The organism is Lentzea flaviverrucosa (genome assembly GCF_003350445.1).
Taxonomy (GTDB): Bacteria; Actinomycetota; Actinomycetes; order Mycobacteriales; family Pseudonocardiaceae; genus Lentzea; species Lentzea californiensis.
Genome location: NZ_QQAU01000016.1, coordinates 232,367 through 242,914, shown reverse-complemented (window position 1 = coordinate 242,914; position 10,548 = coordinate 232,367). Strand labels below are relative to the sequence as shown.

Here is a 10,548-nt window from a genome sequence, read left to right as displayed (position 1 = left end):
AATCTCGACCTGCTTCTCTGGAGTACGCCGCCAGGGACTCGAACCCCGGACCCGCTGATTAAGAGTCAGCTGCTCTAACCAACTGAGCTAGCGGCGCTTGTTTGTGTGCCGGAGGCTTGCTCGTTCCGACGTCAAGAACGTTAGCACAGGGGTTCCAACCGGTTTTCACGCGGGTCACCCGTTCGCCTTCTCGAACCCCGTGTGGAGGAGCCACTGGGCGGCCGCGTAGGTCGGCATGACGCCTGCCGACGCGACTCGGGCGGCGCGTTCGCCGAGGACGAACCGGCTCGCGCCGAGCAGTGCGTCCGACACCGCGAACAGGGCCGCACCACCGAGAACTCGTCGTGCGCCGGCGCCGCGGGCCGTCGACGCGGCGGCGACCATCGTGCCCAGTGTCAGGGCGTAGAGGCCCACCGGCTTGCCCAGCGGGCCTGCCGCGCGCGCGAACACGAAGGCTCCCGCGGCCGATGCCGCGACGATGGGCACGACCGCCTTGCGCGAGCCCGGTGAGGAGCGGCGGGCCAGGGCCGCGGTGTAGCCGACGTGGGCGACGAGGAAGCTGAAGAGTCCTGTTCGGAACGCCCGGTCCGAGTCGCCGAGCAGCGCCACGTCGCCGAGCCACGAGCCGGCGAGACCCACCGCCATGCCGGGGTCGCGGGGCGGGCTGGCCACGGCCAGAGCCGGCATCAACGCGGTCTTCGTCACAGGGCGCACGGACTTGGCGCCGCGCACCGCCGCCGCGATCGAGTCCGCGATCGCGGCAACCGCGTAGGCCTGCTTCTTCATCGAGCACCTCTCGCCGTTGAGGCGCTCAGACTAAGAGTTCCGGCTCGACGTCACCGCCGTGTCGCCGGTCACGAGTGACGTCACCGCGGTGAGCTGGATCTGCCCTGAGAAGCCTGCGCAGCGCGGTCGGCGTGTGGCCGAGGTGTTCACGCACGGTGCGGCACAGGTGTGCCTGGTCGGAGAAGCCGAGATCGGCGGCGAGCACGGCGAGGCTGGGTTCGCCTGCTTCCAGGCGGTCCAGCGCACGGGAGACGCGGACACCGTTGCGGTAGCGGGTCAGCGACACCCCCAGCGCGCGGGTGAAGGCACGGCTCAACCGGTACGGCGAGACGCCCAGGAGACCGGCGAGCGGGATCAGGCCCGAGGCGGCCGGGTGGTCGGCGCCGATCACGCCACGAGCCTCGGCCACCAACGCCTCGTCGCCGCCGCCGGCCAGCGCCGGGGTGGTGACGACCTGCTGCACGGCCTGCGCCACCAGGCTCACCAGTTCCTCCGTCCCGTCGTCTCGCGCGGCCGCGAGGAGCCGCCGGTGGGCGAGGTCGAGCCGGCCGTCCACGTACAGCGACGACCCGGCGAACCGCGGGGCGTCGCCTGCCAAGGTGCGCCACAGGTCGGAACGCACGCTGATCGACGTGCACGCGTCACCGCCGGCGGGATGGGAGAACTGCTCTTCCTCGCCGGGTAAGCCGAGGTAGCCGATCGTGCGGTCCAGGTCCGTGCACACGCCACGGACGCGGCGGCGGAACCTGCCACTGCGCACGAGCACGAGCCGCACGTCCGCGCGCGGCTGCTCGGCCGACCAGCCGCGGTGGTCGTCGCGGCAGTCCACCGAGGACACGGTGAACTCCGGACGGGCCGCGAGAGCGTTGAAGGACAGCACTCCCCCAGGTTAGAGACGGGGTCTGACAATTCTTCGGCGCAAGGATGTTCAAGACCAGGGAGGCGGTCGCGGCGCAGGCTGGGCGCACCAACCCGGAAGGAGTGGAACATGCCCGCACTCGCGCAGCTCACCACGATCATCCTCGACTGCACCGATCCCGGCCCGCTGGCGGAGTTCTACCGCGCGGTCACGGGGTGGGAGGTCACCTCCAGCGACGACGATTCCGCCTACCTGGGCGAGAACGGCGTCCAGCTCGCGTTCGTCCGCGTGCCGGACTACCGGCCGCCCGTGTGGCCCGGTTCGGACAAGCAGGCACATCTCGACTTCCACGTCGAGGACGTCGCGCTCGCGGTCGAGCAGTTGCTGGAACTCGGTGCTACCCGGCCGGATTTCCAGCCGGGCGAGGGGCAGTGGACCGTCCTGGCCGACCCGCAGGGGCACCTGCTGTGCCTGTCCGAGTGACGCCGATCGGCGAGAAGTCGTAGTCCGACAACGGGAAGCTGTTCGCGGCACGGTGTGCGCTCACCGTCGAGGTCGGTCGCAGCAACGTGGCTTCGCCGTGCTGGTTGAAGTAGTAGCTGTGCGCGGTGGCGCACTGGCCGAGTGAGAACACCGTGTTCTGCACGACCTTCGTGCGCATGCGGTCGAGGAACTCGTCGTTGGCCCGCTGCGTGACCTCGAAGACCGACGAACCACGTGAGCGCATCGCCGTGAACAGCCGACGCATGTGCGCCATCTGGCACTCGATCGTCGTGAAGTACGACAACCCGCTGTAGGAGTACGGGCTGTTGAGCGACAGGTAGTTCGGGAACCCCGGCACCGTCACACCTTCGTAGGCCTGGAAACGGTTCTCCCGCCACCACGCACCGAGGTCCCTGCCCTCACGGCCGATCACCTCGAACGCCGGGAAGTTGGTGTCCCACAGGTCGAACCCCGTTGCCAGCACGAGGACGTCGACCTCGGCCCTGCCCTCCGCCGTGACGATCCCGGACGCGTCGACCCGTTCGATCGACGAGGTCTCGAGTCGCACGTGCGGCCGGGTGAACGTGCGGAAGTAGTCGTTGGAGAAGGTGGGCCGCTTGCAGCCGAACGAGTAGTCCGGCGTGAGCCTGCGCCGCAGTTCCGGATCGCGGACCTGCCGGTGCAGGTGCAGGCGGCACCACCGCTCTGCCAGCCTGTTCACCACCCGCAACTGCTTGTAGCGCACCACTCCCGAGATCATCATCAGCTCGAGGACCGCACTGCCCAGCCGCCGCACGGCCCGCTGCGCGAAGGGCAGCCGTGCGAACAACGTCCTGATGGCAGGGGGAATCGGGTAGTCCGGTTTGGGGCTGACCCAGATCGGCGTGCGCTGGTAGACGGTCAGTGCGTGGGCCTGCCGGGCCAGCTCGGGAACCAGTTGCACGGCGGTGGCGCCCGTGCCGATGATCGCCACCCTCCTGCCGGTCAGGTCGACGGGCTCCCAGGCGGCGGTGTGGACCACCTCGCCCCGGAACGACTCGATGCCCGCGATGTCCGGCGTCTTCGGCATCGACAGGAACCCGGTGGCGGTCACGAGGTACCGCGCGGTGAAGGTCTCCTCGCCGGCGGCGACCTCCCAGTGGTCGTCGCGCCAGCGCGCGCCGTTCACCGTCACGCCGAAGCGCATCAACGGCCGCAGCCCGTACTCCACCGCCACGTGCTCGGCGTACCGCTTGAGCTCCGCACCGGGTGCGAACAGCCGCGACCAGTGCGGATTCGGCTCGAAGGAGTACGAGTAGGTCGAGGACGGGATGTCGACGGCGAGCCCTGGATAGCGGTTCACGTGCCAGGTGCCGCCGAGGTCGTCCTCCCGTTCCAGGATCAGCAGGTCGTGCAGCCCGAGCCGCTTGAGCTCGATCGCCGCGCCCATGCCGCCGAATCCGGCACCGACGACGACCGCGTCGTACTGCGGGGCCATTCCCGACCTCCTGCGTTGAGCGGAACCGAGTGTCAGTTTCGGAACCGTATGTCAGTTTCAGGGATGATCGCAAGACTCCGCAGGTCATAGACTTGGGCCATGACGTCCAGTGCCGAACCCGTCAGCCGCGCGGAGCGCAAGAAGCAGGAGCTGCGCCGCGAGATCATCGACGCGGCCTTCGACTGCTTCGCCGAACGCGGCTACCACGCGACCGGCATCGCCGACGTGGCCACGCGGCTCGGCATCGGGCACGGCACGTTCTACCGCTACTTCCAGAACAAGCGGGACATCGTCGACCACGTCGTCGACGACCTGGTCGGCCGCATCACCGGGGCCCTCACGGCGGAGAACGCCCCGGACGCGGTGTCGACGCTCGCCGAGTACCGCGAGCAGTCCGCGCGCATCGGCGAAGCGCTCGGCCGGATCTTCGGCGAGGACCCGCGCGTGCCGCGGCTGCTGCTGTTCGAGGCCCCCGGCATCGACCGGGCCATGGCCGAACGGATCCTCGACCTGTTCGACCTGGCCGCCGCGCTGACGTCCGCGTACCTCTCGCACGGCGTCGAGCTGGGCTACCTGCGCGCCGACCTCGACGTCGGCAACACCGCCAGGGCCATCAACGGCATGATCCTCGGCACCGCCGTCTCGTCACTGCGCACGCCGGAAGCCCAGGCCGCGCAGAGCGAAGCGCTGCGGCGCGTCATGTACGACGGAATCGCGGCTCGTTAGCCGAGCCACGTCCGCGCTGCGACGACCAGCGCGTCGACCCCGGTGGTCAGCGTCGGCTCGACGTCCGGCGCGTACTCGGGGGAGTGGTTCATCGCGACGGGCTGACCGGGTTCGCGGGTGCTGAAGTCGGTGCCCCCGAGGAACCAGAACACGGTCGGCACGCCCGCGGCGGTGCCGAACACGCCGACGTCCTCGCTGGCGTTGACGACCGCGCCGGGGATCAGGTTGTTCTCGCCGAAGTGCCCGGCGAACGCGGCCATCGTCCTCGTGGTCGCGTCCGGGTCGGACACGAGCACCGGAGTGCCGTCGTACCAGTCGAACTCGGGTTCGCGCGGCGCCCCGGACGCGGCGGCCTCGGCACGCGCGATCCGTTCGACGGCGGCCCGGACGATGCCGCGCACGTGCTCGTTGAACGTCCGGATGTTGACGCCGATCTCGGCCGTCTCCGGGATGACGTTCTCCTTGGTGCCCGCCTGCAACCTTCCGACCGTGACGACGGCACGTTCGGAAGGCGCGACTTCGCGCGCGACGATGCCTTGCAGTCGCACGACCGTGTGCGCGGCCATCAGCACCGGATCGATCGCGGTCTCCGGTGCCGAACCGTGGCCGCCGCGCCCGAACAACGTGACGCGGACCGAGTCGGAGGCCGCCATCAGAGGACCGCTGCCGTACGCGATCATCCCGGCGGGCAACGGGCTGACGTGTTGCGCCAGCACGACCTCCGGCTTGCCGAACCGGTCGAACAGGCCGTCCTCGACCATGCTCCTGGCGCCACTGCCCAGTTCCTCGGCCGGCTGGAACACCACGAGCAGCGTCCCGGACCATTCCTCGCGGGTCTGCACCAGGCGTTCGGCCGCCCCGATCAGGCACGTGGCGTGCATGTCGTGCCCGCACGCGTGCGCCACCGGCACGTCCTCACCGTCCGAACTGGTCGCACGGACCGTTGAGGCGTAAGGCAACCCCGTGGCCTCGTGGACGGGCAACGCGTCGATGTCCGCACGGAGCATCACGACCGGGCCGTCGCCGTTGCGCAGCACTCCCACCACACCCGTGCCGCCGACCTCGGTGGTGACCTCGTACCCCAACGGCCGCAACGCATCCGCGAGGACACCGGCCGTGCGGAACTCCTGCAGCGACAGTTCGGGGTGCTCGTGCAGATCACGGTAGAGCGCGTGCAGGTCGGGCACTGTGTCTCCCTCAGTCCTGGCCGAGCTTGGGCAGTTCGTCGACGAGCACGGCCAGCGAGCGCAGCAGCGCCTCGCGGTCGGCCGGGGCGAGCCGGGCGAGCAGGCGTTCCTCGCCCCGCTGGATCTCGGTCTGAACCGCGCGGTGACGGCGTCGGCCTTCATCGGTGATGGCGACGAGCCGTGCGCGCCGGTCCGCCGGGTCGCGCGTGCGTTCCAGCAGGCCGTCGGCCTCCAGTTCGTCCAGCACGCCGATGATCCGGCTCTTGTCCGCACCGATGAACTCCGCGAGCGCGGCCTGGGTGCGCACCGGCTGGCCTTCGAGGGCGTCGAGCACGACGTAGCCCCACATGCTCAGGCTGTGCGCGCGCAGCACCGGCTGCTCGGCGGCGACCAGCGCTCGCTGCAGCGGCGCGATCATCGCCGCGAGGTCACGTCGCCGGCCGTCCACGACCAGGATGATAGCGACCTTGCGGTGATGATAAGCACCTGCCTATCGTAAGCACATGCATATTAATGACCTGCTGGCTCACCACCGTGCCGTGGTGCGGACCAGCATCGAGATCGTGGCCCGGGTGCGGGCCGACGACCTGGGCAGGCGCACGCCCTGTGCCGAGTGGACACTCCCCGACCTGCTCGCCCACATGACCGCCCAGCACCACGGCTTCGCCGCCGCGGCCCGTGGCACCGGCGGTGACCTCACGGCCTGGGAGGTCCGGCCAGCCGGCCCGGCCGATCACACCGAGGCGGCGGAGGACGTCCTGGCCGCGTTCGCGGAACCCGAAGTGCCGCAACGGGAGTTCGAACTGCCCGAGTTCGGGGCGAGCTTCCCCGCGGTGCAGGCGGTGAGCTTCCACCTGATCGACTACGTGGTGCACGGCTGGGACGTCGCGCGCTCACTCGGACTCGACTACCGCCTGGCTCCCGAGGTCGCCGAACCCGCGTTGCGGATCGCGCTGGCGGTCCCCGGCGGCGACACCAGGCTGAAGCCCGGCGCGCCGTTCAAGCCCGCGCTGGACGAGAACGGCTCGGACCCGCTCCGCCGGATCCTGGCGGCGTTGGGACGGTCACCTGACTGGGCGTGAGTCCTAGGACCAGTCCCAGCCGATGCCGAGCACGCCCGGCTGGACGTCCCTCGCCGTCAGGTGCAGCACCCGGCCCGGCGCGAGCGCGAGCTCGTCCCCGTGCTCCAGCGCCGCGTCCACACCGGGCTGCGCGAGGGTGTAGCAGCGGACCGGCAGGCGGGGATCGGTGAACTGCACGCTCATCACGTACGCGCCCACGGGATAGCGGAACGCCCGTCGGTGGTCGTGTGCCACCGCACCCGTCTCCCCGATGGTGAAGCGGTACTCCAGCAGGTGGGTCTGGCCTGCGCGCAGGGTGTGGTCGAACAGCAGTTCCGCGGCGATCACCGGCGCTCCGGGGTGTCTCCGCACGCGTCCCAGCCGGCAGTTGCGCACGGCCTCCACACCCAGCGCCTCCGGTGGCGTGCCGGCGTCCGCGCAGTACACGGCCAGGTAGCGGTCTGGGTTGCCGGCGACCGCGCGCAGCACCTGTCTGGTGTGGACCGAGCGGAGCGCGCCGCACTGGTCCACTGTGGCCGCGTCGTCCTGCGACCACAGGCGCAGGTCGCTGTCGGACGGCCCGACCAGCGCCTCGACGGTCTCCGCCAGCGACTGCGCGGGTTCGAGCATCCGTCCGTAACGCCGGGGCTGTCGCTGCTGCGTGACCCACCTGCCCCGCGGGCGCGGCGGCCCGAGCAGGGCTTCCAGCGAGTGCCGCGGCAGGCCGAGGATCGTCTCGATGGCCTGGACCGCGCGCAGCGAGTCGGCGCGTTCGGGACGGCTGCGGCCCAGGCGCCAGTAGCTCAGCGTGGACAGGCTGACGTGGATGCCCCGGCGGTCCAGTCGGTCGCGCAGGCGTTCCAGCGTGAGGCCGCTGCGCTCGATGGCGGCGCGCAACGCGGCGTGGAACGGACCGGCGCGCAGCAGCACGTCGACCTCGTGGCCGACGTCGGGCGGAACGGCCACGGGCCACCCCCTCCACTGTGGAAGAAACAGTTTAGAAGCCTGCTCACGCCCGATATGACCGACGAAGGTGGGTATCCCTCCACAGTTTTGTGGACGCCTTCCACAGTTGTGGACGTCCGCCGGAGGCGACCTTGACCGCGTCGGACCACCGGTATGTCATCGGCGCGGCGGCCCCTGCAAGAGCCGCCGAACCCCTGCACTGTGCCGATTTCCCCTGGAGGGCACATGTCCCGTCCGTTGTCCGCGCGCCGTTTCGCCGCGCTCTTCTCCGCCCTCGCGACCGGTGCGGCGGTGCTGGCCGCACCGTCCGCGACGGCCGCCGAGACCGACCTCGCCACGACCGTCCGCGCCACCATGCTCCAGCAGCACGGCGACGCGCTGAAACGGCAGTGGGACACGCAGACCCTGCGTGAACCGCTGTTCGAGCCGACCCGCACGTCCGGCGCGTGGGTGTTCGGCAGCACCACCATCCCGATGGCCCACGGCCAAGAACACGGCGCACCGCACATGGCGCTGTTCCTGGCACGCAAGGAACGCTCCGCGTGGCGCGTCGAGCTCGACGGCACCACCGGTTTCGCCACCCTCGCCGCACAGGCGCCGTCCGGAGTGCTCAGCGACGGCGAGAAGCGCACGTTCGCGGCCAACCAGAACAACCGCGCACAAGCGCTCGCGCCCACCGGCCTCGGTCTGCCGTGGCCGGTGAACGTGGCGTGGTGGATGGGCGGCGGCCCGCACGGCAACAGCGGCAACAGCCGGCCGTTCAGTTCCATCGACTTCAACGGTGGCGACGGCCGGGTCCTGTCCGCCGGCAGCGGCCGCGTCTACAAGAGCTGCGTCGTGGGCCGCAGCGCGTTGGTGAAAGTCGTGCACGACAACGGTTACAGCACCACCTACTACCACATGTACAACCTCACGACCCTCGCCGACGGCAGCGCGGTGCGCACCGGCACGTACCTCGGCAACATCGGCAACGAACTGCCCTGCGGCGGTTCGAGCACCGGCGCGCACGTGCACTTCTCGTTGCTGCGCGGCAACACCCACGTGAGCGTCAACGGCATGACGATCGGCGGCTGGACGTTCTACGAAGGCTCGCAGGCGTACGGCGGCTACGCGCAACGAGGCAGCACGCGCGTGTCCGTCGGCGGCCGGATCACGAACTACGGCGGTGGCGGCACGACCCTGCCCACCGGCACGGTCGACGCGGGTCCGAACAGCACGGTGAACCTGCGCTCCGGCCCCGGCCTGACCTACCCGGTCGAGGGCACGGTCGCGGACGGCGCGGTGGTGTCCATCGCGTGCACCAGCCGCGGCGAGGCCGTCGAGGGTGTCTGGGGCAGCACCGACCTGTGGAACCGGCTCGAGGACGGCAAGTGGATCAGCGACGGTTTCGTCGACACGGGCTCGAACGAACCGGTGGCCGCGGCCTGCTGAGCCGAAAAGGAGAATGACGACAAGCACGCGAAAAACAGAGAAGCAGGTCGAGACAAATCTCGACCTGCTTCTCTGGAGTACGCCGCCAGGGACTCGAACCCCGGACCCGCTGATTAAGAGTCAGCTGCTCTAACCAACTGAGCTAGCGGCGCTTGTTTGTGTACCGGAGTCTTGCTCGTTTCCGACGTGAAGAACGTTAGCACAGCGCCTCCGCGCGCTCCCAATCGGCTGGTCAGCACCGGTTTGGGGGTGCATCTGCCACGTAACGATCCGGCCACTTGCGCAACTTCGGGCCACCCCCTGTCGTCACCTAATCGGGGGACGCCCAAACACCTTCGTGCAGGCAGTCTCGGGAGCGGACACAAGCAGATCGGAAGTACGTCCATGGGGATGTGGAGCAGGCGCGGTCTTGGGGTGGTCGCAGCGGGGGTCGCTGTGATCCTGATCGCAGGCTGTTCGGGGGGTGGCGGCGATGCGGTGGCCGGTGGCGGTGGGGAGTCGAGCGCTCCTCCGCCTCCGCCGAAGCCCGTCACGCTGACGCTGGCGTTGAACAACGGTGCGGCCGACGTGTCGCCCGGTCTGCCCGTCATCGCGACGGCGGCGGACGGGAAGCTGACGGACGTCAAGCTGACCAACCCCGACGGCAAGGTCGTCGAGGGCAAGATGAACCCCGAGTCGACGCAGTGGACCAACACCGAGCCGCTCGGGTACTCCAAGGCGTACAAGCTGGTCGCCACGGCCACCGGCGAGGACGGCAAGACGGAGACCAAGGAGTCGTCCTTCACCACGGTGAAGCCGCGCACGCTCACGTACGTGTCGACGAACCCCCAGGACGGCACCACCATCGGCGTCGGGCAGCCGCTCGCCTTCTACTTCGACGAGCCGGTGGCCGACAAGGTCGCGGCCGAGAAGATGCTCGAGATCACCACCGAGCCCAAGGTCGAGGGCGCCTTCTACTGGTTCAACAAGAAGGAGGTGCACTGGCGTCCGGAGAAGTTCTGGAAGTCGGGCACCAAGATCACGATGAACATCAAGGTCTACGGCAAGCACATCGGTGACGGCATCTACGGCCAGGAAGACCGCGTCATCACCACGACGGTCGGCGACGAGGTCATCCACGAGGCCGACGGCCAGACGCACCAGGTGACCACGAAGGTCAACGGCCAGGTCGTCCGCACCATGCCGACCTCCATGGGCAAGCCGGCCGACGCCACGCCCACCGGCACGTACGTGCTGATGGAGAAGCACGCCCACATGATCATGGACTCGACGACGTACGGCCTCGCGCTGGAGAACGGCGGCTACAGGACGCCGGTCGACTGGGCGTACCGCATGTCCAACAGCGGCATCTTCTTCCACGGCGCGCCGTGGTCCATCGGCGACCAGGGTCACCGCAACGTGAGCCACGGCTGCCTGAACCTCTCGCCGGAGAACGCCAAGTGGGTGTTCGACAGCAGCAAGCAGGGCGACGTCGTCATCGTCACCAACTCCGGCGGTCCCGTGCTGGAGCCGTGGGACGGCTTCGGCGACTGGCAGGTCCCGTGGGCCACCTGGGTCCAGGGCAACCGCTAG

The 10,548-nt window shown here is 69.6% G+C and carries 11 protein-coding genes and 2 tRNA genes; 5 read left to right on the top strand and 8 right to left on the bottom strand.

The genetic code is table 11. The annotated features are described in order from the left end of the window. Window positions 1–23: 23 nt before the first annotated feature. The 3 genes from DFR72_RS37785 to DFR72_RS37775 all read right to left on the bottom strand — a co-directional run bounded on the left by DFR72_RS37785 (window position 24) and on the right by DFR72_RS37775 (window position 1,666). Window positions 24–97, bottom strand: a tRNA-Lys gene (locus DFR72_RS37785). Window positions 98–174: 77 nt separating this feature from the next. Then, complete coding sequence (locus DFR72_RS37780) at window positions 175–786, bottom strand: lysoplasmalogenase (RefSeq protein ID WP_090071445.1); 612 nt, start codon at window positions 784–786, stop codon at window positions 175–177. A 25-nt stretch (window positions 787–811) separates the two neighbouring features. Continuing rightward, complete coding sequence (locus tag DFR72_RS37775; RefSeq protein WP_090071443.1) at window positions 812–1,666, bottom strand: helix-turn-helix transcriptional regulator; 855 nt, start codon at window positions 1,664–1,666, stop codon at window positions 812–814. A 108-nt stretch (window positions 1,667–1,774) separates the two neighbouring features. Between DFR72_RS37775 and DFR72_RS37770 the strand changes: the two genes are divergently transcribed. Then, the gene (locus DFR72_RS37770; protein ID WP_090071441.1) at window positions 1,775–2,128 is read left to right on the top strand and encodes a VOC family protein; all 354 of its coding nucleotides are present in this window, start codon (window positions 1,775–1,777) and stop codon (window positions 2,126–2,128) included. On the opposite strand, the gene DFR72_RS37765 is transcribed toward DFR72_RS37770, so the two are convergent. Then, window positions 2,043–3,605, bottom strand: coding sequence for a flavin-containing monooxygenase (locus DFR72_RS37765; protein WP_090071438.1), 1,563 nt, complete (start codon window positions 3,603–3,605; stop codon window positions 2,043–2,045). The genes DFR72_RS37770 and DFR72_RS37765 overlap by 86 nt on opposite strands. A gap of 99 nt (window positions 3,606–3,704) precedes the next feature. On the opposite strand from DFR72_RS37765, the gene DFR72_RS37760 reads away from it, so the two are divergent. Continuing rightward, complete coding sequence (locus tag DFR72_RS37760; RefSeq protein ID WP_090071436.1) at window positions 3,705–4,331, top strand: TetR/AcrR family transcriptional regulator; 627 nt, start codon at window positions 3,705–3,707, stop codon at window positions 4,329–4,331. Here DFR72_RS37760 and DFR72_RS37755 read toward each other — a convergent pair. Further along, the gene (locus DFR72_RS37755) at window positions 4,328–5,518 is read right to left on the bottom strand and encodes an amidohydrolase (RefSeq protein ID WP_090071434.1); all 1,191 of its coding nucleotides are present in this window, start codon (window positions 5,516–5,518) and stop codon (window positions 4,328–4,330) included. The genes DFR72_RS37760 and DFR72_RS37755 overlap by 4 nt on opposite strands. Before the next feature lie 10 nt (window positions 5,519–5,528). Then, window positions 5,529–5,966, bottom strand: a complete 438-nt coding sequence (locus DFR72_RS37750) for a MarR family winged helix-turn-helix transcriptional regulator (protein ID WP_245983803.1) — start codon at window positions 5,964–5,966, stop codon at window positions 5,529–5,531. A 55-nt stretch (window positions 5,967–6,021) separates the two neighbouring features. On the opposite strand from DFR72_RS37750, the gene DFR72_RS37745 reads away from it, so the two are divergent. Then, the gene (locus tag DFR72_RS37745) at window positions 6,022–6,600 is read left to right on the top strand and encodes a TIGR03086 family metal-binding protein (RefSeq protein ID WP_090071432.1); all 579 of its coding nucleotides are present in this window, start codon (window positions 6,022–6,024) and stop codon (window positions 6,598–6,600) included. Between the two features lie 3 nt (window positions 6,601–6,603). Here DFR72_RS37745 and DFR72_RS37740 read toward each other — a convergent pair whose 3' ends face one another. After that, window positions 6,604–7,545, bottom strand: a complete 942-nt coding sequence (locus tag DFR72_RS37740) for a hypothetical protein (RefSeq protein ID WP_211335663.1) — start codon at window positions 7,543–7,545, stop codon at window positions 6,604–6,606. A 225-nt stretch (window positions 7,546–7,770) separates the two neighbouring features. Between DFR72_RS37740 and DFR72_RS37735 the strand changes: the two genes are divergently transcribed. Then, the gene (locus DFR72_RS37735) at window positions 7,771–8,976 is read left to right on the top strand and encodes a M23 family metallopeptidase (RefSeq protein ID WP_090071428.1); all 1,206 of its coding nucleotides are present in this window, start codon (window positions 7,771–7,773) and stop codon (window positions 8,974–8,976) included. A gap of 78 nt (window positions 8,977–9,054) precedes the next feature. On the opposite strand, the gene DFR72_RS37730 is transcribed toward DFR72_RS37735, so the two are convergent. Next, a tRNA-Lys gene (locus tag DFR72_RS37730) sits at window positions 9,055–9,128 on the bottom strand. Between the two features lie 283 nt (window positions 9,129–9,411). Between DFR72_RS37730 and DFR72_RS37725 the strand changes: the two genes are divergently transcribed. Further along, a complete protein-coding gene (locus DFR72_RS37725) occupies window positions 9,412–10,548 on the top strand; it encodes a L,D-transpeptidase (protein WP_342768708.1) in 1,137 nt (378 codons plus the stop codon).

Bases quoted from the DNA above. Each gene is read 5' to 3' on its own strand.
- DFR72_RS37765 (WP_090071438.1), bottom strand. From the start codon at position 3,605: ATGGCCCCGCAGTACGACGCGGTCGTCGTCGGTGCCGGATTCGGCGGC.
- DFR72_RS37735 (WP_090071428.1), top strand. From the start codon at position 7,771: ATGTCCCGTCCGTTGTCCGCGCGCCGTTTCGCCGCGCTCTTCTCCGCC.
- DFR72_RS37770 (WP_090071441.1), top strand. From the start codon at position 1,775: ATGCCCGCACTCGCGCAGCTCACCACGATCATCCTCGACTGCACCGAT.
- DFR72_RS37745 (WP_090071432.1), top strand. From the start codon at position 6,022: ATGCATATTAATGACCTGCTGGCTCACCACCGTGCCGTGGTGCGGACC.
- DFR72_RS37760 (WP_090071436.1), top strand. From the start codon at position 3,705: ATGACGTCCAGTGCCGAACCCGTCAGCCGCGCGGAGCGCAAGAAGCAG.
- DFR72_RS37780 (WP_090071445.1), bottom strand. From the start codon at position 786: ATGAAGAAGCAGGCCTACGCGGTTGCCGCGATCGCGGACTCGATCGCG.